Origin of the sequence: Mucilaginibacter sp. OK283, from assembly GCF_900110415.1 — a bacterium.
Classification (GTDB): Bacteria; Bacteroidota; Bacteroidia; order Sphingobacteriales; family Sphingobacteriaceae; genus Mucilaginibacter.
Genome location: NZ_FODR01000009.1, coordinates 133,310 through 160,014 on the forward strand (window position 1 = coordinate 133,310; position 26,705 = coordinate 160,014).

30 protein-coding genes are annotated in these 26,705 nt (G+C 43.3%); 16 read left to right on the plus strand and 14 right to left on the minus strand.

Annotation, left to right across the window (positions count from 1 at the left end):
* Positions 1-104 precede the first annotated feature (104 nt).
* From BMX56_RS20085 to rplS, 10 genes are all read left to right on the plus strand, one after another.
* On the plus strand, positions 105-524 hold the full coding sequence (locus tag BMX56_RS20085; protein WP_090651465.1) for a hypothetical protein: 420 nt from the start codon (positions 105-107) through the stop codon (positions 522-524).
* A 2-nt stretch (positions 525-526) separates the two neighbouring features.
* Positions 527-727 carry a helix-turn-helix transcriptional regulator gene (locus BMX56_RS20090; RefSeq protein ID WP_090651466.1) on the plus strand — a complete coding sequence of 67 codons (201 nt, stop codon included), beginning with the start codon at positions 527-529 and terminating at the stop codon, positions 725-727.
* A gap of 15 nt (positions 728-742) precedes the next feature.
* A complete protein-coding gene (locus BMX56_RS20095; protein ID WP_090651467.1) occupies positions 743-1,129 on the plus strand; it encodes a VOC family protein in 387 nt (128 codons plus the stop codon).
* A 65-nt stretch (positions 1,130-1,194) separates the two neighbouring features.
* Positions 1,195-1,566, plus strand: a complete 372-nt coding sequence (locus tag BMX56_RS20100) for a VOC family protein (RefSeq protein WP_090651468.1) — start codon at positions 1,195-1,197, stop codon at positions 1,564-1,566.
* Positions 1,567-1,671: 105 nt separating this feature from the next.
* Complete coding sequence (locus BMX56_RS20105) at positions 1,672-2,532, plus strand: hypothetical protein (RefSeq protein ID WP_090651469.1); 861 nt, start codon at positions 1,672-1,674, stop codon at positions 2,530-2,532.
* 65 nt (positions 2,533-2,597) lie between these two features.
* A complete protein-coding gene (gene trmD / locus BMX56_RS20110) occupies positions 2,598-3,272 on the plus strand; it encodes a tRNA (guanosine(37)-N1)-methyltransferase TrmD (RefSeq protein ID WP_090651470.1) in 675 nt (224 codons plus the stop codon).
* Between the two features lie 206 nt (positions 3,273-3,478).
* A complete protein-coding gene (locus BMX56_RS20115; protein WP_090651471.1) occupies positions 3,479-4,042 on the plus strand; it encodes an RNA polymerase sigma factor in 564 nt (187 codons plus the stop codon).
* 43 nt (positions 4,043-4,085) lie between these two features.
* Positions 4,086-4,577 carry a hypothetical protein gene (locus BMX56_RS20120; RefSeq protein WP_090651472.1) on the plus strand — a complete coding sequence of 164 codons (492 nt, stop codon included), beginning with the start codon at positions 4,086-4,088 and terminating at the stop codon, positions 4,575-4,577.
* 4 nt (positions 4,578-4,581) lie between these two features.
* Positions 4,582-4,821 carry a hypothetical protein gene (locus BMX56_RS20125; protein WP_090651473.1) on the plus strand — a complete coding sequence of 80 codons (240 nt, stop codon included), beginning with the start codon at positions 4,582-4,584 and terminating at the stop codon, positions 4,819-4,821.
* Positions 4,822-5,019: 198 nt separating this feature from the next.
* A complete protein-coding gene (gene rplS, locus BMX56_RS20130) occupies positions 5,020-5,367 on the plus strand; it encodes a 50S ribosomal protein L19 (protein WP_090651474.1) in 348 nt (115 codons plus the stop codon).
* Between the two features lie 262 nt (positions 5,368-5,629).
* Here the strand turns inward: rplS and BMX56_RS20135 are convergent, their stop codons facing one another.
* From BMX56_RS20135 to BMX56_RS20165, 7 genes are all read right to left on the minus strand, one after another.
* On the minus strand, positions 5,630-6,367 hold the full coding sequence (locus tag BMX56_RS20135) for a metallophosphoesterase family protein (protein WP_090651475.1): 738 nt from the start codon (positions 6,365-6,367) through the stop codon (positions 5,630-5,632).
* Positions 6,367-7,452, minus strand: coding sequence for an ACR3 family arsenite efflux transporter (arsB, locus tag BMX56_RS20140; protein WP_090651476.1), 1,086 nt, complete (start codon positions 7,450-7,452; stop codon positions 6,367-6,369). The genes BMX56_RS20135 and arsB overlap by 1 nt, the downstream gene beginning before the upstream one ends.
* 46 nt (positions 7,453-7,498) lie before the next feature.
* Positions 7,499-7,915, minus strand: a complete 417-nt coding sequence (locus BMX56_RS20145; RefSeq protein WP_090651477.1) for an arsenate reductase ArsC — start codon at positions 7,913-7,915, stop codon at positions 7,499-7,501.
* A complete protein-coding gene (arsN2, locus tag BMX56_RS20150; protein WP_090651478.1) occupies positions 7,912-8,346 on the minus strand; it encodes an arsenic resistance N-acetyltransferase ArsN2 in 435 nt (144 codons plus the stop codon). Before arsN2 ends, BMX56_RS20145 begins: the two co-directional genes overlap by 4 nt.
* A 74-nt stretch (positions 8,347-8,420) precedes the next feature.
* A complete protein-coding gene (locus BMX56_RS20155) occupies positions 8,421-8,990 on the minus strand; it encodes a DUF6428 family protein (RefSeq protein WP_090651641.1) in 570 nt (189 codons plus the stop codon).
* A gap of 50 nt (positions 8,991-9,040) precedes the next feature.
* Entirely contained in the window at positions 9,041-9,367 is a 327-nt protein-coding gene (locus BMX56_RS20160; protein WP_090651479.1) for an ArsR/SmtB family transcription factor, read from the minus strand.
* 163 nt (positions 9,368-9,530) lie between these two features.
* On the minus strand, positions 9,531-12,077 hold the full coding sequence (locus tag BMX56_RS20165; RefSeq protein ID WP_143065489.1) for an OstA-like protein: 2,547 nt from the start codon (positions 12,075-12,077) through the stop codon (positions 9,531-9,533).
* A 51-nt stretch (positions 12,078-12,128) separates the two neighbouring features.
* Between BMX56_RS20165 and tilS the strand changes: the two genes are divergently transcribed.
* Positions 12,129-13,466, plus strand: coding sequence for a tRNA lysidine(34) synthetase TilS (tilS, locus tag BMX56_RS20170; RefSeq protein ID WP_090651481.1), 1,338 nt, complete (start codon positions 12,129-12,131; stop codon positions 13,464-13,466).
* Entirely contained in the window at positions 13,463-13,945 is a 483-nt protein-coding gene (locus BMX56_RS20175) for a hypothetical protein (RefSeq protein WP_090651482.1), read from the plus strand. Before tilS ends, BMX56_RS20175 begins: the two co-directional genes overlap by 4 nt.
* Before the next feature lie 121 nt (positions 13,946-14,066).
* Here the strand turns inward: BMX56_RS20175 and BMX56_RS20180 are convergent, their stop codons facing one another.
* Both BMX56_RS20180 and BMX56_RS20185 read right to left on the minus strand, forming a co-directional pair.
* Entirely contained in the window at positions 14,067-14,756 is a 690-nt protein-coding gene (locus BMX56_RS20180; protein ID WP_090651483.1) for a CPBP family intramembrane glutamic endopeptidase, read from the minus strand.
* A gap of 192 nt (positions 14,757-14,948) precedes the next feature.
* Positions 14,949-15,833 carry a LysR substrate-binding domain-containing protein gene (locus BMX56_RS20185; protein ID WP_090651484.1) on the minus strand — a complete coding sequence of 295 codons (885 nt, stop codon included), beginning with the start codon at positions 15,831-15,833 and terminating at the stop codon, positions 14,949-14,951.
* 143 nt (positions 15,834-15,976) lie between these two features.
* On the opposite strand from BMX56_RS20185, the gene BMX56_RS20190 reads away from it, so the two are divergent.
* Entirely contained in the window at positions 15,977-17,215 is a 1,239-nt protein-coding gene (locus BMX56_RS20190) for an MFS transporter (RefSeq protein ID WP_177183871.1), read from the plus strand.
* Here BMX56_RS20190 and BMX56_RS20195 read toward each other — a convergent pair.
* Positions 17,199-17,744, minus strand: a complete 546-nt coding sequence (locus BMX56_RS20195) for an STM3941 family protein (protein WP_090651485.1) — start codon at positions 17,742-17,744, stop codon at positions 17,199-17,201. The genes BMX56_RS20190 and BMX56_RS20195 overlap by 17 nt on opposite strands.
* Positions 17,745-17,789: 45 nt before the next feature.
* Entirely contained in the window at positions 17,790-18,752 is a 963-nt protein-coding gene (locus tag BMX56_RS20200) for an isopenicillin N synthase family dioxygenase (RefSeq protein WP_090651486.1), read from the minus strand.
* Positions 18,753-19,169: 417 nt separating this feature from the next.
* Between BMX56_RS20200 and rmuC the strand changes: the two genes are divergently transcribed.
* On the plus strand, positions 19,170-20,543 hold the full coding sequence (gene rmuC / locus BMX56_RS20205; protein WP_090651487.1) for a DNA recombination protein RmuC: 1,374 nt from the start codon (positions 19,170-19,172) through the stop codon (positions 20,541-20,543).
* 191 nt (positions 20,544-20,734) lie between these two features.
* Here rmuC and BMX56_RS20210 read toward each other — a convergent pair whose 3' ends face one another.
* The 3 genes from BMX56_RS20210 to BMX56_RS20220 all read right to left on the minus strand — a co-directional run bounded on the left by BMX56_RS20210 (position 20,735) and on the right by BMX56_RS20220 (position 21,999).
* Positions 20,735-21,097, minus strand: coding sequence for a TM2 domain-containing protein (locus BMX56_RS20210; RefSeq protein ID WP_255369879.1), 363 nt, complete (start codon positions 21,095-21,097; stop codon positions 20,735-20,737).
* Positions 21,098-21,290: 193 nt separating this feature from the next.
* Positions 21,291-21,593, minus strand: a complete 303-nt coding sequence (locus tag BMX56_RS20215) for a DUF2752 domain-containing protein (RefSeq protein WP_255369880.1) — start codon at positions 21,591-21,593, stop codon at positions 21,291-21,293.
* Positions 21,586-21,999 (minus strand): DUF4199 domain-containing protein, encoded by a 414-nt coding sequence (locus BMX56_RS20220; protein ID WP_090651488.1) that lies wholly within the window; start codon positions 21,997-21,999, stop codon positions 21,586-21,588. Before BMX56_RS20220 ends, BMX56_RS20215 begins: the two co-directional genes overlap by 8 nt.
* A gap of 161 nt (positions 22,000-22,160) precedes the next feature.
* Here BMX56_RS20220 and mfd point away from each other — a divergent pair, with 161 nt between their 5' ends.
* Both mfd and BMX56_RS20230 read left to right on the plus strand, forming a co-directional pair.
* Complete coding sequence (gene mfd, locus BMX56_RS20225) at positions 22,161-25,514, plus strand: transcription-repair coupling factor (RefSeq protein WP_090651489.1); 3,354 nt, start codon at positions 22,161-22,163, stop codon at positions 25,512-25,514.
* A 192-nt stretch (positions 25,515-25,706) separates the two neighbouring features.
* Positions 25,707-26,681 (plus strand): YeiH family protein, encoded by a 975-nt coding sequence (locus BMX56_RS20230; protein WP_090651490.1) that lies wholly within the window; start codon positions 25,707-25,709, stop codon positions 26,679-26,681.
* The last annotated feature ends 24 nt before the right edge of the window (positions 26,682-26,705 follow it).

Here is a 26,705-nt window from a genome sequence, read left to right on the forward strand (position 1 = left end):
ACATAACTTTTCTCAGGTATGTTCCGCATTCTTAAAAAAAAATGTCAAATTTATTTGACATTTGTAAAGTTTGTTTTACATTTGGTAAATCAAACTTTACTACAATGAAACCTTTATTCTTATTTCCTTATTGGGGGCGCTACCTGGGCTATTTCCTGGTGGTTGTACATGTTCCTATTGTGTTATATAAAAAACAATTAATGGGAATGCACGGGGATGGCATGGCCGATGGTATTTTTAACGGCAGGCATCTGTTTTTTATGTCGACAACTTTACTGATGGCCATTGGCTTATTTATCGCGGCTTTCTCTAAAGAGAAAATTGAGGACGAGCAGATAGTGCGGCTCCGGCTCGATTCGTTACAATGGTCGGTTTATGTTAACTTTTTGTTTTTGATCGTTAGCCTTGTTTTTTCTACAGATACCGAACATATTTTATTTTTAAATTTACTGGTGCCCCTTGTATTCTTTATTATCCGTTTCAGGTGGAAAATTTTCCAGAATAACCGTTTAATTAAGGAATAGCTATGAAAAACAACATACGGGTGGAGCGCGCTATCAAAAACATAACCCAGGCCGATTTGGCCCAGGCTATCGGGGTATCGCGGCAAACCATTAATACCATCGAGAGCAACCGCTACGTGCCATCAACGGTGCTGGCCTTAAAAATAGCCCGCGTATTTGGCAAACCGGTTGAAGAGGTTTTTACCTTGGATGAAGAAGATTAATTAAATCACATAATTATGAAAGATAAACCCACTTTCGCCCCCGAACTGGCCATACCCAATGGCGTAAAAGACATTAGCTTTTATATTGAAGCTTTTGGTGCAGAAGAACTCCGGCGTTTCAGCAACGATGATGGAACTATACATGTGTCCGAATTATCCATTAACGGAGCCATGTTTCATCTCCACGAACAAACGCCACACTCAGGTTTGCACAGCCTGAATGGTGGCAGGCATTCTGTGGTTGTTGGATTATTTGTTGAGGATGTGCATGTCGTTATTGAGCAGGCCGTTACTGCCGGCGCAAAAATTACCTCGCCCGTGCAGGATTATGAGTATGGTTACAGGCAGGGCAGTATTGAAGATCCATTTGGGCACCGGTGGCAGATACAGAAGTCGATATAGCGTTTGGAAGTTAAAATCAAGAGTTAAGGCGAAAAACATAATCAGGATCTTAAAATTAAATAACCATGGCAAACCACCCAACTTTTGGTAATGGCAAAATCTGTTACATCGAGATCCCTGCAGATGATATCGCGGTATCAGCGGCTTTTTTTCAAAAAACATTTGGCTGGCACATCCGGCAGGACAACCAGGGGAATGCCTCTTTTGATGACGGTGTTGGCCAGGTAAGCGGCATGTGGGTAACCGGCCGCAAGCCCCAGGCAGAACCAGGCCTCATTATATCTATTATGGTTGATGATGCCGAAGGTACGGTGGCAACGATTGCAGCCAATGGCGGCAATATAGTACAACCAATAGGTAAAGACTTTCCGGAGATAACGGCCCTATTCACAGATCCGGCCGGTAATTTATGGAGCATTTATCAGCATAGGGGATAGAAAAGAGGCAAGAGATTAGAGTCAGGAATCAAGACAGAAAATGGTTGCTAATAAGATTTTTAAGTTTACATCGTTATTGGGATATTAAATTTAAACCGAATCATCATGAAACCAACCTTATTGCTTCCACGCTATTTTAAAATAATCGGGTTCATAACAGCGGCTACAGGGATTATCATAGGGGCATTGTTTGAATTTGATGACCGCTATCTGCCATTTTTAGATTACAATAGTGGGTATCGGTCCCCTCCCCTGGTTGGCTTAGGCGGTGGCGACAACTTTACCGACGAGGTTGCAACCACATTGGCCATATTAGGTTTGATGTTGATCGGGTTTTCAAAATTCAAGTTAGAAAACCAGCAAACCGCAATACTTCGTCTCAAGGCATTGTATTGGGCCGTTTTGGTTAATGTCGGCTTAATTGCTATTTTAATGCTTAACGTAATTAACTTTTCCCACAGCACCGGTTTTGCTGTCGATGACAATTTGATTTCGCTTTTGTTAATATTTATTGGGCGTCTTTATTATCTAAGGTTGAAAAGAAAAAAACAAACCAGTGTTTTTTACCTGTCATACCTGCCATTTAACCTGGTTGGTAAAATAACAGCCATTATTTTCATAATAGGGCTATCTATAATAATAGGGTTTGATTTAAAAATTGGTCCGGAATACTTGCTTTATTTTATATTGCCCTGTATGTTACTTTGGATATGGTCAAAAGAAAAAAACGAAGATGCAGATGTTGAACTCATCAGGCTTAAGACCATGCGGTTAAGTGTTCTTATCAATTGCGTTATATTTGTCGTGCTAACGTGGACCATCTATGGGGTTGCCTATTTAACGGTTCAATTTGTAGCGTTAATTTCAGTTCAACTTGTGTTCGTCATCATTTTCTATGCCCTGATATATAAAGCATCCAAATCGGATGATAAGGGACCACCGATCACAGCCCCGGTTATGTCCTGACCTTCATCTGCACATTTGAAATCTGAAATCTGCACATCTGAAATCAATAATCCGCATATTTGCACATGCGTTTTGATATTATTTCTGTTTTGCCCGGTTTACTGGAAAGCCCTTTTGCACATTCTATTTTACAGCGTGCCCAAAAAAAGGGCATTGCCGAAATTCATGTGCATAACCTGCGCGATTACTCCACCCAAAAACAAAAAAGTGTCGATGACTATCCCTACGGCGGTGGCAGCGGTATGGTAATGACCATCGCTCCCTTCGCAGCCTGTATCGAAAAGCTGAAAGCCGAAAGAGAGTATGACGAGATTATCTTCATGTCGCCCGATGGCGAGCGGCTTAACCAGGCTATCGCCAACCAGCTATCTATTAAGGGCAACATCATTATTTTATGCGGACATTATAAAGGAATTGATCAGCGCATCCGCGATATTTATGTTACCCGCGAAATTAGCATAGGCGATTATGTACTATCAGGCGGCGAGTTACCTGCAGCAGTTTTGGTTGATGCCATTGTGCGCCTTATCCCTGGCGTACTCAGTGACGAAACCTCGGCCCTAAGCGACTCGTTCCAGGACGATATGCTGGATGCCCCTGTATACACCCGCCCCGCCGACTGGAATGGACACAAGGTGCCCGATATCCTCTTAAGCGGCAATACCCCCGAAATTGAAAAATGGCGCTTTGAGCAGGCGCTTGAACGTACGAAACAGCGGAGGCCGGATTTGTTGGAGTGATGGGGTGGTGAGTGGTTGGATTGGGTTGATTAGGAGAGTAGTTAGATTACAAATCAATCGGCGTATCTACTCCCCTAAGCTTGTTTTCTTTCTAACCAATTCAACAACTCACTTAATCAACCATTCACCTAATCAACCACTCACTAAATTCCCTAAATTAGATTGCAACCAAACCATGCCTTTTGCATTACAGGTATGTTGTAATCATGAACCCCAGCCAGGAAGCCCAGCTTATTGAAAAATGCCGAACGGATGCGGCTGCTTTTGGGCAGGTGTTTGACGCATGGTACAAACCTGTGTTTGGCTATATTATGCGCCGCACCGGCGACTATGATTTATCAAAAGATATTGCAGCCGAGACTTTTTTAAAAGCTTTTTTAAAAATCGGTGGCTTTCAATGGCGAGGTATCCGCCTATCGTCATGGTTGTACCGCATAGCCACTAACGAGCTTAACCAATATTACCGAAGCAGTAAATACAAACCGCAATCGCTACAGCAACTGATGGAAAACCCACAGATGGAGAAGCTACTGCATGAAAACGCCGACGACGAACGGGAGGTGATGGAGCAGGAACTTAAAGCTTATGACGATTATAACCTTATACGCCAGAACCTACTGAAACTGGACATAAAATACCAGGAGGTAATCTCGTTGCGCTATTTTGAGCAAAAAAGCAATGCCGAGATTAGCGAGATATTGGGTAAAAACGAAGGAACGATTAAGTCGCTGCTATCGCGCGGATTGGAGAAATTAAGAAACATGTTGTAGCAGTGCAACCAAAATGAGTTAACGCATTATAAGGGTAAGTAACATGAAAAATAACGATGAATTTTTAAAGCAAATGGAAAATTTAAAAGTACCGGATATAAACCCTTCGCAGCATCAGGATACGGTAAAAATGGCCATCATGAATGCCCGCCGCTCGGCCGCTCTTGGGGTTTGGCTTATAGCAGTGCCCTGCTATTTTTTATTATGTGTATTTATGTTTTATTTCTTCCATGCCCGTATGGGCTGGTTCGCCGCTATGTTTAGCCTGCTATCGGGTTTAGCAAAAGTTCCCTTTATTGATTTCCTGGGGCCGATAGTGTTGTTTGTGCTGCCTATTGTATGTATCGTCATCAATGTGCTTTCCATCTTACACGTAGGGGTAAAAAACATCGATCCCGACAGGCGTAAGGTGAAGGAGGTGAGCATCACCATTAAAATAAAATTTTGGAACATTGTGCTCATCCTAATCAGCCTGGCTATCGTATTTGTTTTTATAAGTTATGTAATGACCGAAAGTATCTCCATTAAAAGTTAAGCTCATGAAATTAAACTGGTTTATCCGCAAAGGAATTATTTATTACCCGGTAGCCATAGCCGGGTGGCTGATATTCGCCCTGGCATTTGCCTATGCCGTTTACACATTTATCGATATCGACAAACGCTCGCACTCGGTAAGCGATACGCTCATCAATTTTGTTTTTAACCTGCTCATCATCGGCCTGTTTTATACCGTGATAGCCTATTTTACCGAAAAAAGGCCGGCGGCAACAGACGATTAATTTCGGGGTACTTAAAGATTTGCAAAAAAGACAGCAACTACTCACCTAATCAACCCAATCAACCACTCACCACCCCCAAATTGTTAACAAATTACAAATTGTGGAAATTTTTAAAATAGGTTTTTATTTATCAAAAAAAAGCCCTATAATTGCAATCCGATTTTTACGGGCTAAAAATCGCTTTAAGAGCTAAAAATCATGGATTTAGTAAAATTTGTTGAAGAGCAATCAATAGAAAAAAGACAGTTTCCTTCCTTCAAGGCCGGTGATACTGTAAGTGTGCATTATAAAATCAGAGAAGGAAACAAAGAACGTATCCAGCTTTACCAGGGTGTTGTTATACAACGTAACAGCGCAGGTAACTCGGAAACATTCACTGTTCGTAAAGTTTCTAACGGTATAGGTGTTGAGCGTATCTTCCCTATTAACTCTCCAAACATTGATAAAATAGAGGTGAACAGCGTTGGTAAAGTGCGTCGCTCTAAATTATACTATCTGCGTGCCCTTACCGGTAAAGCAGCTCGTATCAAATCAAAAAGAGTTTAATTACCCAACCTCTTTTTTAAGAGGCATACACCAAAGCTTTCAAAAAAAGGCCTTTTCTGATTCGTCGGGAAAGGCCTTTTTTATGGAAAAAATTAAGGGCGAAAATGAGTAAATTGTTGTCGCTGAATGTAATGACCGATTTATCCGCCACGCATAGCCGGTAAAATTCGCCGGTCTTCCGGTTCCTTCCATGTGAGGACTGGCCTGTTTCTATAAGGCAGGTCCTGAACGTTCTCCGGTCATAGTCCAGCGGTTGATTGCTTTAATAGGCTCTCCTCAACCTATCAGCAAATTCATCTGGCAGGGGGCTCTTTTCTATTGCAGCAGCCGCTTTTTCAACATCATACGGAACGCGGATAAATGCAGCCTCTATGCTGTTTTTATCCAACACGGTGCTTGCTTCATTCAGGGTTAATATCACATAGCAAGCATCAGGGTTTCCGTCTTTTGGTTTGCCTGCCGAGCCAATGTTAATAACGTGTTTGGATTTTTGATTACTGGTTGTTATAACGCGATGATACGGCTTATGCGAATGGCCTACGCAGAGTATATCTGCATTGGCTTCTTCCATCATTTCCAACACATAGTCTTCATCCAAATCTTCTAAAACATATTCGTCAACGCTGCGGGTGCTGCCATGGGCCAGTACCATATTTAACGGCCCGCCGGGCGGGTTAAATTCAAGGCGGATGTGTGCCGGAAGCGCTGCAAGGTATTTGCGGTTTTCATCATCAATCAAATGGTAGGCGTGGCTTTTTCCCGGTTCGGTTAGGCTTTGGGGAGTAGTAATTATTTTTTTAGGTTTCAGATCGTGGTTGCCTGCAAGCGTTGCGATACCCCGTTTGCGTATTTGCGCAATTACTTCATTTGGCCAAACGTTGTAGCCAACCAAATCGCCCAGGCAGTAAACCGCATCGGCCTGGCGTTTGTCTAAATCGGCCAGCAGGGCTTCAAACGCAGGCAGGTTGGCGTGTATATCTGAAAAAAGAGCAATCCTCATTACCGTACCGGTGCTATTATTTTTGCGGCATAATACTTTTTGCGGAAATAAAAGGCCAGGTTAACCAGGGCAATGAGTGCCGGCACTTCAACCAGCGGGCCTATAACCCCCGCAAACGCCTCGCCCGAATTGATGCCGAAAACACCAATGGCAATAGCTATGGCCAATTCAAAATTATTGCCGGTAGCGGTAAAGGCTATAGAGGTGCTGCGCGAGTAATCGGCGCCAAATGATTTGCCGATAAAAAAACTCAACACAAACATGATGGTAAAGTAAATAACCAATGGTATAGCTATACGGATAACATCAAAAGGAATTTGAACGATGAGGTTTCCTTTAAGGCTAAACATTACCACAATAGTAAACAACAAGGCCACCAGTGTTATTGGCGATATAAAGGGTACGTATTTGGTTTGAAACCAGGCTTCGCCCTTAATTTTGATGAGCGTATAACGGCTGATGATGCCCGCTGCAAAGGGAATACCGAGATAAATACCCACGCTTTTAGCAATTTCGGAAATAGTAATATTTACAGCCAATCCTTTTAAGCCAAATAACGGCGGCAGTATGGTAATAAAAATATAAGCATATACGCTATAGAGCAATACCTGGAAAATACTGTTCAGAGCTATGAGCCCGGCCGCGTATTCGCGGTTGCCTTCAGCCAGTTCGTTCCAAACCACTACCATGGCAATGCAACGGGCCAGGCCTATCAATATCAGCCCTACCATGTAAGCCGGATGGTCATGCAGTAAAGTTATAGCCAAAACAAACATCAGTATTGGCCCAATTATCCAGTTTAAAATTAGCGACGCGCTTAACACTTTAGCATCTTTAAATACTTCGCCCATGTTTTCGTACTTTACTTTGGCAAGGGGTGGGTACATCATCAGTATCAAACCGATAGCCAAAGGAATATTAGTAGTGCCGCTGGAAAATGAATTGATAAAACCAGATGAGGAAGGAATAAAATAACCAACCCCAACTCCAACGGCCATCGCCAGGAAGATCCACAGGGTAAGGTAACGGTCAAGGAAACCTAATTTTTTACGTTCGGCCACAGGGGCGCAGTTATTTGCTGACATATTGATTTTATGGGATGACGGCGTTAAACGAAGTTGTGTAAAGGGTTTATCCAATATGCTGTTTTACAAAATTGGCTGAGTAAGCTTTGATGATATCCCTTACGTTCCTAAACTCATTCAAAATTTCTTCGGGCGTTCCCTTTGCTTTTGCCGGATCGGGAAAGTTATGGTGAAAACGCTGCACATTGCCCGGGAAAAACGGGCAGGCCTCATTGGCATTATCGCAAACGGTTATTACATAATCAAACAGAATATTGACGTACTCATCCACATGGTTTGATGTGTGTTTTGAAATGTCTATATGGTCTTCGGCCATTACCTGTATGGCTTTAGGATTAACGCCGTGGGTTTCTATCCCGGCGCTGTAAATGTTGGCTTTATCGCCTGCGAAAAAGCGCAGGTAACCTTCGGCCAGCTGGCTACGGCAGCTGTTGCCGGTACATAGTACTAAAATATTTTTCATGCTGTTTTTAGTGTTTTCTTCATTACAATGGCCGATTGCGGACAAACATGGCTAAACTCCGTTGATTGCTGAACCTCGGCCGGAACCTGGGCCCGGGTAATTATTTGATATTCTTTTTTACTGAAATATTCCGGTGCTGTTTCAGTAAGCAAATAAATTTCCCGCAGCTGCCTGGCAGCTGCAAGCTTTTCTATGGTATCAAGCAGCCGGCTTGCTATACCCTTGCCGCGATAAGCAGCCGATACAGCTACAGAACGCAGCAAACAATAGCTGTCATAAATTTCGAGACCCGCAACACCTATTACATCTTCATCCTGTAAAGCAATTACAAAATTTTCGAGGGTTTGCGGCAAATCATCCGTAGGGAGTTTTTCAGCTGCCAGCAAGGCAATCACGTTTGCCCTGTAGGTTTCTGCTTTTTCTATTTGCATGGCTTATTAAATAAGTAATTATATCCAAACAGCGTTTTTGCTTTGCACTTTATGCCTTCGTGCCTTTAGCTCAATTAGCAACAGCCGGAGCCTGGTGTACAGCATGCTGCAGCGTCAGCAACAAGGTTTTTTAATTGAATTTTTGGCTTTACTGTAACAACAGGCTCGCAGCACTCTTCGCCTTTATCGTTGGTGCCGCAACTGCCGCCTCTTTCTATCGCTTTGCATTGCACCGCATCGGGCCTTAAGTCAACAACCAGGTTATCGCCATCTATCAATATTTCTTTAGGCAGCATTTGGCGGGTATCAAATTCCGAATTGCCAAATTCAATTTTCACCGTTCCGTTGGGGTTTAAAGGCAGCGCTTTTTCAACCAGGTTAACAATTGAAAGCGCTTTGCCAACTATCATGGCCTTGTCCTGTTGCCGGCCTTCGGGTTCCCATAGTTGTACAATAATTTCCGTCCAGGAATTCATTACGCCGCCACAATCTACTGATGTAATGGGCGCTTGTTTTATTTCGGTAATATGGTAGGCAGCATCTACCCATTGGTTTTCTGCATATTGAAACTGCAACGTTAAACCAGGGTGTTGTTCCAATGTGTCTTTGAATGTTTTCCAGGTTATAGCTTCTGTCTTGTTCATAACTTTTAATTTTATTATTGCAATATTGCGATTGATCCAGCCAAATTTTTTTAACAGCACTTCGGCGCTTCGTAAGCTGCAAAAAAGCCGCTTAGTTCCTTGCTCAGCATATCCCACACTATCGGATTAATGCAATAGCAAACGCTAACACCTTCAATGGTACCTTGTATCAACCCAGCCGTTTTTAATTCCTTTAAATGCTGCGAAATGGTAGGCTGGGCCAGGCCCAACTCGTCGGCCAGGTCGCCGCAGATACAGGCATTCGTTTTGATGATTTGCTGTAAAATAGCTATACGTGCCGGATGCGCCATTGCCTTTAACATAACAGCCAGCTTGTTTTGCTCATCAGTAAATATTTCGGTTTTTGTTAAGCCCATAATTTATATTGCAATATTACGATTAATGTAATTAAATACAAACATTAAATGAAAATAATCTGGCTCCACCAAAAGCTAATAAGAATTTTTAAAGACTGCCGGAAGGTGTCATGCTGAACAATGACAAATGGTTTCACGATATTATCGCTGGATTAATGTTAAACTAATTCGCTGCTGGAGTTTTGACAGTATCTTTAACCGGCGTAACGGGCTTAATTACCGTAGGCATTTTAATGCTATCTTTAACAGCTTTAATGCCTCTTGCCCTTGAGGTATCCGCCTTCAATAAGCTGTCCTTCCCTATTGTCAATTGCCTTTTTAAGCTATCTGCAGGCGCGCTCTTAACAGGAGCCGCGGGCTTACCTTTTGTATTTGGCTTGCTCCCGCCCGGTTTTGTCGCCGTTTTACGGTGCGATGGAATGATGGACTCTTTAGATACCGGCCTGTCCTTCGGTTTCCAAATAAAGCCCTTCAATATCTTATCATCATCAACCACCTTTTTAAGTGGCAGGTATTTGTTTTCTGGCTTGGTAAGCAGGCGTATATTGGCAACCTTGCTGTTTTTAAACGATATTACCATGCGGCTGCTTAATGATCGTTCTATCCCTTCAACGGTATTGGTGGCGCTGTCGCGTTTAAAGTAAATACTTTCGGCATTTCCAACCGTGTATAATCTATCCAATTTATCGTTTTTAAAGAAACCACGCATTTTTTTGCCGCCCATCTGGTTAAAATGTAACGAATCGTCTTTTTCCAGGTTTACCACAAATGCCGAAGGGAACAGTTCCATATTATCCATCTTTTTGTTCCGCATCTGTACGTAAATGGTATCGCCCGATAGCTGCGAGCCTTGCGTCCAAAACATAGGCTGTACATAACAACGGATGGTTGAATCGGCATTGCTATAAAAAATCGAATCGGCCTTGCCCTGTAAATCCGATTTGAACAATTTGGCGTGGTGGTGGGCAATAACCATCCTCACGCGGGCGGTGTCCTTCAAATTAATTTCGCGCTGGGCAAACACGGGGTCTCTCTTCAATTCCTCCCGGCGCACACTATCCTGTCTGGCTTTGCGAATGGCCGATAGCTTATCTTTTTTTATCTGTGCCGAATCGACCTTTATTTTAGGATGGCCGAAGAAATCGCTATGACGATAGGTAGTATCGCGCGGAATGGATAGCCGGCGGGCAACCAGTTTTTTATCATTTTTTTTATTTTCAATGATCTGTTTACGGGCAGCCGCTGATGTATCCCGAACATAGGAATAAGCCAGGCGTTGCTTTTCCTGGTATATCTTCATGTCTTTATAGGTCAATATCTGGGTTTCCAGCGTATCCGCAGTCATGAAAACCGAATCTACCTTCACCTTGCCAGCTTTTGAGGTGTCTTTAGGCAACGTTAAGCCCTTTACGGCTTTACTGCCGGGTTTAATGGCAGCAGCTACCTGCGCAAGGTTGTTCAGCTGTTTTTTGGCATCGCCGGGATTAATATTTTTAACCTGTGCCGAGGCTTTCTTTATCACCGAATCTGCTTTAGCCGAATCTTTTTTTGTCAGGTTGGGTTTTATTTGCCCTGCCATGTTTACCAGGTCGCTAACATTCTTTATCTGATCTGGCGTAACCGTTTTATTGGGCACCGCCATTTTACGTACAGCGGAATCTAACCGGGCCGAGTCTTTTTTTGAAACCAAACCATTAGGTTTAATACTGCCGGCCAGGTTTTCCATGTTGGTTATCTTCATGGTGTTTGGCGGGGCCTTCATCACCTTGGCTTTGTTTTTGGCAACAGGCGCCGGCTGCGGCACCGAATCTGTTTTGGTGGTGTCCTTTTGCTCGGTAACCAAAACCATGTAAGCATTTTGGGTAACAATGGTACGTTCATCGGCCTTAAAATAAGTAGCCAAATCGCCCTTCATGGTTATTTTTTGCTCCCTATCGGTAAAGGTGATATTTTTAACCGCGCGGCCATATCCTTTTAGCTTGTCATAAAATAAACTATCGCCCTTTAATGATTTGGTACCCTGTTTATAATGATTTTTTTTACCGAAAAAAGCCTGCTCGGTAACGGTATTATACAAGCCGTTTTCGGTGTACAAAGTATCTTTATCTTTTTTACCGTAAATATTGGTTGGCCCGTAAAAAAAAGCTGTACGGGTGCCCGTATTATATTTCATGGTATCGGTTTTAATAATGGCATCAACCGTAGTTAAAACCACATCATACCTGAAGTACGAATCGCGCGAGAGCGCAAAGTAATACCCGTTTTTACTGGTAAGTACGTTATCTTTATTAATCAGCTTGCCTCCATTGGTGTAGGTGCCAATGCGGGTTGCCGTATTGTATGTTAAATAATTGGTGGTAAGGGTAGCGTCCTTATCAACCATTTTAACATTATTGGTTAGGATGGCCAGTTTGGTGTTACCATTATAATTTAACTTATCTGAAAATATGTTGAGTGTATCGCCCTGGTTTATGTTAACATTATTAAAGGCGTCAAAGGCGTTATCCTGCGGGTAAAAATAAGCGCTATCTGATTTTAAGATAGAGTAATCTTGTTTAAAAACTCCTTTATAAACCCGGATAACATCGCGCCCGTTTATTTTTGTAAACGTGCTGCTTTCTGATTGTATCAGGTTTACAATTGATTTTTTTTGGCCCATAACGGTAGCCGCCATCATCAATAACAAAAAGCTTAAAACGTATTTTCTCACTGGGGCAAAATTAGTTTTTTGTTGGGGTTATTAAATTAATAATTTTGATGAATGCTTCCAGTTGCCCGGTTTGTTAATTTTATTGAACAAAATGCCCTGTTTGCGCCCGGCAATAAGGTTTTGGCTGCTGTAAGCGGTGGCACCGATTCTGTTTTAATGAGCCACCTGTTAAAGGCTGCTGGCATAAATTTCGGAATAGCCCATTGTAATTTCCAGTTACGGGGCAATGAAGCCCTGCGCGACCAGGAGTTTTGCCAAAGCCTGGCACTAAAATTAAGGGTACCATTTCATACCATCAATTTTGATACCACGGTCTATGCCGCCGCCAACAAAATATCTATCCAGATGGCCGCCCGCGATTTACGTTACCAATGGTTTGATACCTTAAGCCGGCAGCATGGTTACCAGTCCATTGCGTTGGCACATCACCAAAACGATACTATCGAAACTATATTGTTAAACCTTACCCGCGGCACCGGCATTGCCGGCTTGCATGGTATACTGCCCAAAAACGGCATGCTGGCACGCCCGCTGTTGTTTTTAACCCGCGATGAAATAAATAAAACAGTAAGCGATGATAAACTTGATTTTGTTGAAGACAGTTCAAACGCATCGGCAAAATATGCGCGTAATAAAATCAGGCTCGAGGTAATACCACGGTTAAAAGAACTTAACCCATCGCTCGAAAAAACGTTTGAAAATAACCTGAAACATTTTCGCGACCTGGAACTGCTATTGGAAAACCAGGTGGCAGGGTTAAAAGAAACTATTCTACACCATGGCGCCGGTGAAATATTTTTGCTGGTTGCCGACGTTAAAAAATTAAACCCCGCCCGTTTGCTGCTGTTTAAGTTATTGCAGGAATACGGATTTAACGAAACAACCGTTGATGATGTGCTATCGGTTTTGGATAAGCACCCGGGTAGGGTATTTGAATCAGCAGGATATTTACTGGTGCTTGACCGCGATAGGCTGATTATCAAACAAAAAAAGGCAGGCGGGCCGGAGGAGGCAATCATCGACATAAACGATCATGAAGCCCATTTTGGCGCGTACAAGCTGAATTTGTTGCATGACGATAGCCCGTTGATTGTAAAAGATAACGCTATGGCTACATCGGTTGATGCTGCTTTGCTGGTTTATCCGCTTACGATACGCAACTGGCACCAGGGAGATTACTTTTTTCCGATGGGGATGAAAGGCCGTAAAAAGCTGAGCGATTATTTCATTAACCAGAAATTATCGCTGCATCAAAAACAGGATGTACCCCTGTTGGTTAACGGCAATGGCGACATTATTTGGGTGGGCGGATACCGCTTAGATGAAAGGTATAAAGTGAACAATAACACTAAAAAAGTTACTATCTTCGAATTGTACAAACTATCATGAACGAGAAAACTGTATTTGTAGAAAAGCAATACCTGGGCAGGGAGTTTATCCCCATTACTATACGCCTTGTTTTGGCCATGTTTTGCTTTGCCGCATACTTTTTTACCGACGAAAGCGAACATAACGGTAACCTGCTGGTGCTGGTAGGTTTTGCTATCATTATCATCTCTATCATTATGGGGTTTTTACTCCACTACAGTACAACCGTTGAAAATAAAAGCATCCGGCTGGCCGGTTTGTGGACCGCCCGCGTGGTAAAAATTGACCTTAACAGCATTGTAAAGGCCGAAAAGGGTTCATACAGCCGCTACCTGTTTAATAACCCGGTGTACAACCTGCACACTAAGGGTACTATTCGCTTTTACGCCGCCGGCAACGATGCGGTGCATTTAACCGATAGGGATGGTATGGTATACATCATAGGATCGCAGCATGTAAATGAATTTTTGCGGGCTATAAGGGAAGAGATGAAAAAATAGGCACACGAACAGGAACGAATTTATTCGAATTCCACGAATTTTAGTCACACGAATTGACACTGATTGTATCGAATTTCACGAATTTTTTTCACGAATGACTCATGGTTGTTTTCTGCCTGTGCTAATGTTTGATAAAATCGGGTGTAAACATGGCGTTTAAATCTATCAGCAAATGGCATATAATAAGAATGTTGATATTGCGGTATCTGTAATAGTGATAGCCAAAAACCAAACCTATAAACAGGGGCACCAATATATTTATTGCAGTGCCATACCCCCAATGCCCTAACGCAAATATTGCCGATGATATAATTACCGGCCAGTGCCCGCTTTTAAAAAACAGTTTTAAGCGGGGTATCATATAGCCCCTGAATATCAATTCTTCTAAAACGCCCGCGGTAATAATGCCCAAAAACTTCACCGGGGCGCTCATATTTCGCATCAATGTAATAGCCGGGCTGAGTTTCAACAGGTCGAGTCGTTTTAGCGTGAGGCCTATAATGGCCGATCCAAATACGATAATTAGTAGTATTACAATTACAGATAAAATGTAATAACCGACTGGGTAGGATTCATCGTCCCATAACAGGAGCCGCTGCCGCTCGGCTTTGCTAACATATACCAGGATAATTACAAAACACAGCCAAAAAAATAAGCGGGATATAACAAACCGGGTATCTAACGACAAACCAGGCCCGGCTAAAATTGAAAAAGCTTTTGACCCTACCGAGAAGCACAGGAATAAAACAGCTGTTAATATAAGACCATAAATTATGGTAAAACGCGGATTTTTCGTGGCGGGCTGTGTCATTTGGGGCGTTAGGCTTGTTGTACCAATTATACTAAAAATAATTGATAATTGGGGGGCGGAATAGGCTTAAGATCAGGGCAAACGCATCTAAACTGGGTTAACATAACTTAACACATTTCAGGTATTTTATTTATAATTATTTGATAATGAGTTATTTGTATTTTTGCATGGTTAACATCAATCAATGTACGGCTATCCCTCATTCCCCATAACCTCAACCAATTGCTCAATGAATAGTATCGCGGCTTTTTTGCGGTAAACGCCTTTTTGCCACAGGATGTATGATTGCCTTTTGATGCCTTTGGCGATGATGGGTACTGCGGCCACTTTATGCCAGCCTATTAAAGCTTTTTCGTTGAGTACGGTTGCCCAGTGGCCGTCCTGTATCAGCGATAGCAGCGAGTGCACATCGTTCAGCTCGATCCTGATATTGGGTACTATCTTATTTTTATAAAACAGGGCGTTAATAAAGTCGCGCGAGCTAAAGCCTTTGCCAGGCAATATCAGTTCCTGCCGGGCCAGTTCTTCCAGGCTTATTTGTTCCAGCTTGGCCAGCGGGTTATTTTTGGCAACCACCATCACAATACTGCTGCTAAAAAGTACCTGCATCTCCAGGTCTTCATCGTCTGATTGATTGTGGAAGGCCAGGATCATATCCAGCTCGGCCAGCCGCAGCTTTTTTTCCAGTTCCTCTGGGCTTCCATAGGTTATAAATATTTTGATGCCGGGATATTTATTGGAGAATGGGGCCAGGGCGGGCAGCAGCAACGATGTAAAGGCGTAAGAAACGCCCAGGTTAAGTTCGCCGGTGGCGGCGTTATTGAGCTCGGTAATGGCTTGCTTGCCTTTTTGTACCTCGTTTAATATTTTGCTGGCGTGGGTTAAAAATATATGGCCGGCTTCGGTAATGCGCACGTGGCGGCCAATCCTGTCAAATAGCAGCATGCCCAACTCATCTTCCAGTTGCTTTATTTGTTGCGACAGCGTGCTCTGGGTAATAAATACGGCGGCGGCAGCTTCGGTAAAGTTCATCGTCTCGGCCGCTTTAACAAAATACTGTAATTGCCTAATCTCCATAATCAATCGTTTTTATCTATCAAATTCATTAAAACAATCTATTTTACAAATATATCATTAAGGCCGATATTTGCATCAGAAACAATTTCAATAGTCTTGCATTAAGATCTCCCCTGAACTTGCTTTGTTTTATGATTGAATAAATGAACATTTTCCGCTCCTTAAAATACCGTAATTTCAAGTTGTTTTTTTACGGTCAGTCCGTCTCGCTCATTGGTACCTGGATGCAAAAAACAGCTGTTAGCTGGCTGGTTTACAGGCTCACCGGGTCGGCATTGTTACTCGGGATAGTTAGTTTTGTTAGCCTTATCCCCTCATTAATATTGGCACCTTATGCCGGCAGTATTGTAGATAGGCATAACCGCTACCGCATATTGGTTATTACGCAGGTTGTATCCATGCTGCAGGCTGGCGCACTGGCATTTTTAATATTATTTAAGTTTTATAATATCCCGGCCATCATCGGCTTAAGCCTGGTGCAGGGTATTATTAATGCCTTTGATGTAACCTGCCGTCAATCTATCATGGTTGAGATGGTTGATAATAAAGCCGATCTGCCCAACGCCATCGCCTTAAACTCCACCATGACCAATTTTGCCCGTATAGCGGGACCGGCCGTGGCGGGTATTATTTTAAGCACCTTTGGCGAAGATGTTTGTTTCTTCGGTAACTTTTTAAGTTATATACCGGTGCTGGCCTGTTTGTTTATGATGAAGCTGAACACCGCCGTAATTGGCAAGCCACAAAAAGGTATCTGGCAGGAGTTGCAGGATGGGTTCAAATACGTATCCGGAGATCGCGACCTGAGCAGCTTGATATTGATGCTTACCGTAAGCAGCCTGTTTGTGATACCCTTTAATACCCTGATGCCTATTTTTGCCAAAGACATTTTTAACGGCGATGCTAAAACGTTTAGCTGGTTTGAGAGCGCGGCGGGCATAGGGTCGGTTATCAGCGCTGTTTACCTGGCCAATTTAAAAACAGATAAAAACCTGGTCAGGATAATCATAGTAGCTGGTCTTATTTTTGGCGCAAGTGTGCTGATGGTGGCCTATGCCGGCAAATTGCCCTTTGCATTAATATTCATGAGCTTTACCGGTTTGGGGATGATGGCACAAACATCGGCCATTAACACCTACATTCAAACACATGCTATACCTGCCATGCGCGCCAGGGCCATCAGCTATTATGTAATGGCATACCAGGGAATGATCCCCGTGGGCAGCCTGATGGTGGGCTGGCTGGCCAATGAACTTGGCCCAAGGCAAGCCGTTTTCATTGAAGGCTCAATTGGCCTGCTGGCAACCGGCGTTTTTGTTTTGTATAAAAGAAGGCAGGGAATTGAAGGGAATATTGGCGGAAAGGCTATGCTGGCGAAGTAAAAGCCTTAACAGCAGATTGCCTTTCTAACAATAGCTGCAACAGTTCGCCTGAATTAATTTTTAGAATTACGCAGTTGATGGAAATGGGTGTTCCATATCGGCTCTGGCTCATTCTCATCAACTTTTGCTTCCACCGGCTTTGCTTACTTATTACTTCTTCGGCATTGTTTATGAAAACTTGTATCAGTTTGGTGCGCTCAATTTCAATCAGCCTAAAGCTGGTTACGGTTTCCCACGGGATGAATTGCGGCTTGCCGAAACCTGAAGCGTTGAGGATGCCATGTTCGTCGATTATTAACCCCGGGTGTTTATCAATCAGCTTTTTAACGCCCAATATTATGCCTAATCCAAAAAACAGCAAACCCGTTATTGAAACTACCTTCAAAACCAAAGGGGGCCAATCTGTTTGAGTATCAGCAATAGAATAAATCCATATTGACCCCAAGACAAAGGCAAGTGATCCTAAAATAATAAATAACGATTTAGTTTTGTTTATTTCGATTTCTATAGGAAGATTAGGCTCTTTCATCTTTTAAGTATAAGCCCTCTCCAACCAGGAAAGGGCTCTCGTATTTTACATCTTCAATCCAATCTCTCTCAACCGCTCGTCCAGGTACTCCCCGGCAGTGATATCGGTATATAACTTGGGGTGATCGGCATCAATACATGATTCCAGGCTGGTTAAATCCATACCCGATTTTGGGTGCAGGAAAAAGGGTACCGAAAACCGGGAATACTTCATCAGTTCGCGCGGCGGGTTTACTACCCTATGCGTGGTCGATTTCAATTTGTTATTGGTCAGGCGCTGCAGCATATCGCCTACGTTTACCACCAAATCCTCGCCATGAGCCTTAACCGGGAACCAGGTACCTTCGCGGGTAAGCAGTTCAAGCCCATCGGCACTGGCGCCTATTAAAAGGGTAATCAGGTTAATATCCTCATGCGCCCCGGCGCGTACCGCGTCGTCGGGAACAGAATCGGGGTCAGTTATCGGGAAATAATGCAGGGTACGCAATATCGAATTACCGTTGTGTACCTTATCGTCAAAATAATTTTCGGACAGGTTTAAATACACCGCAATAGCCTGCAGCAGGTGCTTGCCGGCATCTTCCAGCTTTTTATATACCTCCAGGGTGGTAACGTTAAATGAGGGTAGCTCATCAACCGCTACGTTGTCCGGGTAAATATCTTTGATTGGATCGCCGTCTGTTACGGTTTGGCCTATCTGCCAAAACTCCTTTAAATCGGGAGTTTTAAAGCCTTTGGCGGTTTCTTTACCTTTGCCGGTATAGCCACGCTGGCCTGCCAGACCTGGTATCTCGTACTTTTGTTTTACATCATCAGGTAGCGCAAAAAGAGCCTTAACCTGGGTATAAAGTTCATCTATCAACTGCTTGCTTAGGCCATGGTTGGTAATGGTAACAAAGCCCGTTTGGTTAAAAGCCTTGCCAATATTGTCCGAAAATAGCTTGCGGTCGGCAGCCGTGCCGTTTATATAATCGTTAAGATCAAGTCGTGGAATGTTTACTGTGCTCATAGCTGTAGCGTAATGATAATAAAAGGTAAAACTATTTAATTTTTAACAGAGCATTTGCAATGTGTTGATAAAAAGTTGTTTGCCCGCCGATGGCTATGCATAGTCGTAAAACGATTTAAATTTTCTTTAATATATTGAGCGTTAAAATTTCCCTTTACACGGCAGGTGAGAGCCTACTGACAAGCGCAACGATGTTGGGTGAGTTTTCGCTGCCATGCAACATATGTCATCCCACCTTCAGAATTTCGCAAAATTCGCAACTCAGGATGACAAAAAGATCGTTTTCAAAATACTTTAGGAGTAACAAGATGAACTTCCCACACTTTGTTGGCCGAGGTCCGTCCGGTTCAAGCAGATCGCTATTATCTATGGCATTACTAAAAATATTAACCTAAATTTGCTAATATTTTTATCAAAATGAATTCAGAGATACTGATTATTGCCTCGGTTGTTATACTGCTGATAGCCGTTTTGCTGTTTATTAAAAAACCCAAAGCCATTGAGTTGATCTCGGCAGACGATTTGAACCGGCTGCGCTCAGAGAGCGACCAGCTTAAAATTGCTTTGGCCAAAGCCGAAGAAAAAGCCAGCGGCCTGGCCAGCGAAAAAGAAAACATTACCCAATTTTTAAAGGACGAGAAAAACCGGCTCTTGGATGAGTTGCTATATGAACGTACCCAGTTAGCCACTGCCAATAAATCGTTGGAGAACGCCCGCGCGTACTATACCTCGCAGCAGGAAAAAATGCAGGAGCAAAAAGTGGAGATAGAACAAATCCGCACGCAGTTCCAGCGGGAGTTTGAAAATGTGGCCGAAAAACTGCTGAAAGAAAAATCAAAAGAGTTTATTGATGTAAACCGCAACAATCTCGACCAGATTTTGAATCCGCTTAAAGAAAACCTGAAAGCTTTTGAAGATAAGGTAGAGAAAGTTTACAATATGGAAGCCGCCGAGCGCAATACCCTGAAAGGCGTAATAACCCAACTAATGGACCTGAACAAACAGATAAGCGACGAGGCGCAGAATTTAACCAGGGCGCTTAAAGGCGACAACAAAAAGCAAGGCAACTGGGGCGAAGTGATCCTGGAGCGGGTGCTGGAGAGGTCGGGCCTGGTGAAAGACCAGGAGTACCGCATACAGGCTGCCATGCAGGCCAATGACGGCACCCGCTATCAGCCCGATGTAATTATCGACCTGCCGGATGAAAAACACCTGGTTATCGACTCTAAGGTTTCGCTGATAGCTTACGAAAGGCTGATAAGCGCCGAAACCGAAGAAGACCGTAAGCTATTTGCCAAAGCGCATGTAGAATCAATTAAAAACCATATCGGTGGTTTATCGGCCAAAAAATACCACGATCTGTATAAAATAAACTCGCCCGATTTTGTACTGCTTTTTGTGCCGATAGAATCGTCGTTCAGTATAGCTGTGCAGCTGGATGGCGAGCTGTTTAACTATGCCTGGGATAAAAAAGTGGTGATAGTAAGCCCATCTACCCTACTGGCTACCCTGCGCACCATTGCCAGCATGTGGAAACAGGAGCGCCAAAACCGGAACGTATTGGAAATAGCCCGCCTTAGCGGCGATATGTACGATAAATTTGTTGGCTTTTTAGGCGATATGGATAACATTGGCAAAAACATTACCTATACCCAAAATGCCTATAATAGCGCGGTAAATAAACTATCAGACGGCCGCGGAAACCTGACCACCACAGCCGAAAAAATCAAAAAGCTGGGCGCAAAAGCCGATAAACAAATTGACAACAAGTATTTGGGGGAGGAGAGCTGAAAGCCGAAGGCTAAAAGCGCAAAGCCGAAGGCAGAAAGCGAAAGGCAGAAAAAAATAAGCAAATTCCGCTTGGGCGCTCCGGCTTTAGGCCTTCGGCTTTGCGCTTTCAGCTTACGAAAAAATCCACCCCGTAACAGAAGGTGGATTTTTTTGATATATATATGTTGAAACTTTGCCCGTAACCGGGAAACTTAGTTGGTCATTTTAGCGATATTGAAGCTTTCGAAGGCCATTTTTTGATTGTACTCGTTGGCAATGCTTTTATAATTAATCAGGTCGACGATGGTACCGATAAAACAAAAACCTGCGGTAAAAAAGTATACAATACCCATTCCAATCTGGTCGGTCATAAAACGTTGAATACCTGATACACCAAGGAACCCTGCAAGCGTAGCTAACAAAATATCCTGGGGGTTGCGGCGTTTGCTGGCGTAAACACCCATAAAATAACGTTGCTGGTTTTCGGTTAAAGCGGCGGTGGCCTGTTGTACAAAAGAAAATTCTTCAGGAGTCATTCCGTCGAACATCATATATGAATTTGGGTAAGTGCTCATTTTAGTAATGATTAAAGTTTGTGTTTGTTTTGATGATATAAAGGTACATCAGCACATAAAAAACACCTACGGGATATAGGTTAGCAGGGCTAACAAGTCGGTGAAACCGTAGGTTTTGGCGGTGAAAAAGAGCCTCACCTAAATCCTCTCCAAAGGAGAGGACTTTAAAAAGCAGATTGGTTTCCGTTGCAAGTCAAAAGCCGTCTCCTTTGGGGAGGGTTGGGTGAGGCCTTGCCAAAACATATATCCTATGAAATATCACCAGCACGGCCGGTATGCCCAACCAATGCGCATGAAATGAATTGGAAATTTGCCCGTGAAACAGGTAGATAATGGAGTGCCCCAAACCGCAGCCGGGGCACCAGGTTATCCCCATCAATTTTAAAGGGCATAATGTAAAATGCGATGTGGCCTGCGGCGAGGTAAACGCCAGACACAGCATAGCGGTAATCCAGAAAATGAGTTCAAAATAGTTGCGAAAAAGCTGTTTAATCAACCTTGTTTGATTTATTGGTAAACAGTAAAGATACCGCAAACGCCAATAAAACGCCAACTAACAAAGCACCAAAGATGCGGCCGGATGATTCCTTAAGGATATCATTCATGGATACACCACTGTAGCTAACATATAAAATCGTGGCAAAAACGGTTACAATACCGCCGGCAATCAATATTTTAAAGCTTTGTATCAGCGCTTCAAAAAATCCCATCTGGCCGTTACAATCATTTTGGCGATAACTATAAATGCCAATTAACAAGCCAATGGCCGGGATAATAAACGAAAAGTATTCAAGCGTGGCTACTTTGTCGCCGGTTGGTGTAATTCCCGAGGCGTGCATAACATACATCCAGATTCCGCTTAATATGCCAATAATAACGCCCCAAATAATTGCATTCTTCATGATATATAAATTTTGGTTTAAAAAATTTAGGTTGAGCTACGGGAGAAATAATACCCTAATTTATCATTAAAAAGTAAATAAGCCATCATATTGTTTGCATTGTTTTATACTATTTATAGCTGTTTATTTAAAAAGGCTTTTTTGCTTACATTTGCAGCAGTTTGAACATCCGTGATATATTAGATAGGTATAAAGCTGATGACCGGGTTAAAGCATTAGCGCTTGCGCTTAATGCGTCAAAAAATCCAAGGGTACAGCTGCGTGGTTTAGTCGGATCGAGTGATGCGGCCATGGCGGTAGCATTATATTTTTTGCAGCACAAGCACATGGTGTTTGTTTTGCCCGAGCGCGAGGAAGCCGGTTATTTCCAGGCCGACCTGGAAAACCTTACAGGCAAAGAAGTATTGCTTTTTCCCTCATCATACCGCAAACCATTTGAATTTACCCAGCCCGACAGCAGCAATGTACTGGCACGTGCCGAAGTACTCAACGAACTTAACCACGCTTCGGAATTTGGCCAGCTGATAGTTACCTACCCCGAGGCCCTGGCCGAAAAGGTGATTGACCGGGCGTCCCTCGAAAAAAACACCCTTGAAATTGCAGTAAGCAATAAACTCAGTATCGAGTTCATCAACGAGTTTTTAATTGAATACGATTTTGAGCGCGTTGAATTTGTGTACGAGCCGGGGCAGTTTTCTGTGCGTGGCGGCATTGTAGATATCTTTTCATTCTCGCACAACCTTCCTTACAGGGTGGAGTTTTTTGGCGATTTTATTGAGTCTATCCGCACGTTCGAGATTGAAAGCCAGCTGTCTGTTGAGCAGGTAAAAACCATTACCATTGTGCCCAATGTACAATCTAAATTTTTAACAGAAAGCAATATCTCGCTGTTGGAATATGTAGAGCCTGGTACCCAGGTTTGGATTAAGGACGTACAGTTTACATTGGATATCATCCAAAGCGGCTTTAAAAAGGCCACCAACTTGTGGAAAGCATTATCTGCAGACGAAAAAAACCAAAACCCGGACTGGATTGATCCTAAATTTGGCTTCACCGACGAGAAACTGATTGCCGACCAGCTGTTTGATTTCCCCGTGGTGGAGTTTGGGAAACAGTTTTTTTATCAGCCAAGCGCATCAATCAATTTTGACATGCGCCCGCAGCCGTCATTCAATAAAGATTTTACGCTGCTAATCCATAACTTCAAAAATAACGAGGCAGATAAGATTGAAAACTTTATCCTTACCGATTCGTCCCGCCAGGTTGAGCGCTTGTATGCCATATTGGATGATTTGGATAAAACGGTAAAATTTACCCCGATAAGTATCTCAATCCGCGAAGGTTTTGTTGACCACGAGCAAAAGCTGGCATGCTACACAGATCACCAGATTTTTGATCGTTATTATAAATACAAGCTCAAAAAAGGCTATCAGCGCTCGCAGGCCATCACCCTAAAGGAACTACGCGACCTAAAGCCCGGCGATTACGTTACCCATATTGATCACGGCATAGGCAAATATGCCGGGCTGGAAAAAGTGGAGGTAAACGGCAAGCAACAGGAAATGATCCGCCTGATTTATGCAGATAACGATCTGTTATATGTAAACATCAATTCGCTAAACCGAATTAGCAAATACAGCGGCAAGGAAGGCACTGTTCCACGCATGAACAAGCTGGGAACCGATACCTGGGAACGCCTGAAGAAAACAACAAAAAAAAAAGTTAAAGACATAGCCCGCGACCTGATTAAGCTTTACGCCCTGCGCAAAGCCCAACATGGCAATGCTTTTTCGCCCGATAGCTACCTGCAAACTGAACTGGAGGCCTCTTTCTTGTACGAGGATACTCCCGACCAGGAAAAAGCCACTGCCGACTTTAAAAAAGATATGGAATCGCCGCACCCTATGGACAGGCTGATTTGCGGCGATGTGGGCTTTGGCAAAACCGAAGTAGCCGTTCGCGCTGCTTTTAAAGCCGTTGCCGATAGCAAGCAGGTGGCCATATTGGTACCTACCACCATTTTAGCGGCCCAGCACTACAAAACATTTACCGATAGGCTAAAGGGCTTCCCGGCCAATATAGACTATATAAATCGCTTTAAAACCAGCAAACAGATTAGGGATACTTTAGAGAAACTGAAGGAAGGCAAGGTAGACATCATTATAGGTACCCACCGCCTGGTAAGCAAGGATGTAAAGTTTAAAGACCTGGGGCTGATGATTATTGACGAGGAGCAAAAGTTTGGTGTAAGCACCAAAGAGAAGCTGAAGCAAATGCGAGCCAATGTAGATACACTTACGCTTACGGCTACACCGATACCACGCACCCTGCATTTTTCGCTAATGGGCGCAAGGGATTTATCCATCATATCAACACCACCACCCAACAGGCAGCCGGTAGTTACCGAGTTGCATGTATTTAACGATAAACTGATAAAAGAAGCTGTTGAGTTTGAAATTGAGCGCGACGGCCAGGTTTTCTTTATCCATAACCGCGTAGCCGATTTGCCGCAGTTAGGCGGCATGATTCACAAATTGGTACCTAAAGCCCGTATTGGTATTGCCCACGGCCAGTTGGAGGGCGATGCGCTTGAGGATGTAATGCTGAAATTTGTAAACCACGAGTACGATGTGCTGGTGGCTACTACCATTATTGAAGCCGGCCTGGATATCCCCAACGCCAACACTATTATCATCAACTACGCCCATATGTTTGGCCTGAGTGATTTGCACCAGATGCGCGGCCGCGTAGGCAGGAGCAACAAAAAAGCTTATTGCTACCTGTTGAGCCCGCCACTGTCAACCCTCACCAGCGAGGCCCGCAAGCGCCTTAGCGCCATTGAGGAGTTTAGCGACCTGGGCAGCGGCTTTAACGTAGCTATGCGCGATTTGGATATCCGGGGCAGCGGAAATCTTTTGGGTGCAGAGCAAAGCGGCTTTATTGCCGAAATAGGCTTCGAGATGTACCATAAAATTTTGGACGAAGCCATCCAGGAGTTAAAGGACGATGAATTTAAAGGTGTATTCCCGGATGATAAGCCACGCCCATATATTTCCTTCACCCAGATAGATACCGACCAGGAGATCCTGATCCCGGATGAATATGTAACCAATTTGTCCGAGCGTTATAATTTATACACCGAACTATCCAAACTGGAACGGGAAGTTGAACTATCGGCCTTTCAGCAGCAACTGCATGACCGTTTTGGACCCATACCGCCACAGGTACATGACCTGCTGAATACCATGCGCCTGCAATGGATGGGCAAGGCTATCGGTTTTGAAAAAATTTCGTTAAAAAAGAATGTGCTGCGCGGGTACTTCATCACCAATCAGCAATCATCCTACTTTGAAACCGAAGCATTCCACAATGTGCTGGCTTTTGTACAGGCCAACCCAAGGCGTACTAATTTAAAAGAAGTTAAAAATACACTAAGATTAAGTGTTGAAGGTGTGCATAGTATTGACCAGGCGCTGGTGTTTTTGAATGAGATGGCGGGGTTGGTTGGGGTGTAACCAACAAGTCTTGTCTATATAGAATTTGCTGGAAATCGGGCTTCTCCGCCATGGCTGCTTTTCCTGTTTGCAGCCTTTGATTTGGCACGTACAATCCATGTGTTAAATAACTTTTAGTTATCAGACATTGCATAATGTGATGAAAATTCGGGCATTTGATTATGGAGTTTTGCCGTGTCAAAAAGAAGAAACATGAACACACAACCGCCATTAATCTCGCCAACAGGGTTCATTTTGAACACCAGTGAAAATATCCGGAGAGTCATTTTTATAACCTGCATCCTCCTTTGTATTACACCTTATATTAGTCCTGCCGTAGCGTTGGTTATGGGCCTGGCTGTTGCCCAGTTCACCGGTCACCCTTATTTACACATAAATCATAAGGCCACTCACCTGCTCTTACAAATTTCTGTAGTGGGTTTAGGTTTTGGCATGAATGTACATAGCGCCTTACAGGCTGGGAAGGAGGGCATATTATTCTCTATAGCTTCTATCACATGTACATTTATATTTGGCCATTTTATAGGAAAATGGTTAAACATTGAAAAGAAAACATCTTATCTTATATCTTCAGGTACCGCCATATGCGGCGGAAGCGCTATTGCAGCTATATCGCCCGTGATTAAGGCTGGGGAGAAGCAAATATCCGTTGCCCTTGGCTGTGTATTCATCCTCAATTCGGTAGCCCTGTTTGTTTTTCCGGCAATAGGGCATCACTTTAACCTTACTCAAACGCAATTTGGCTTATGGTGCGCTATTGCGATACATGACACCAGCTCGGTGGTTGGCGCTGCGGGTAAATATGGTAGCCATGCGCTGGAAGTGGCCACCACGGTAAAACTTACAAGGGCTTTATGGATTATACCGGTTGCTTTTCTGTCGGCCTTTATTTTTAAAAACAAGTCAAAAAAAGTTACCATTCCTTATTTCATTGCCTTATTTGTACTGGCAATGGTCGCTAATACTTATATCCCGGTTATAAAGCAGATTCGTCCGTATATAATTACCATTGCCAAAGCCTGCTTAACACTCACGTTATTCCTTATCGGTGCCGGATTATCCGGAAAGATACTTGCTTCTGTTGGCTTCAGACCGTTGCTTCAGGGTATTGCCCTATGGATTATCATTTCTGTTACTGCATTGTATGCGGTTATGAACCTGGCTTAATTTAGTGAAGCGCTTGTAGATTTA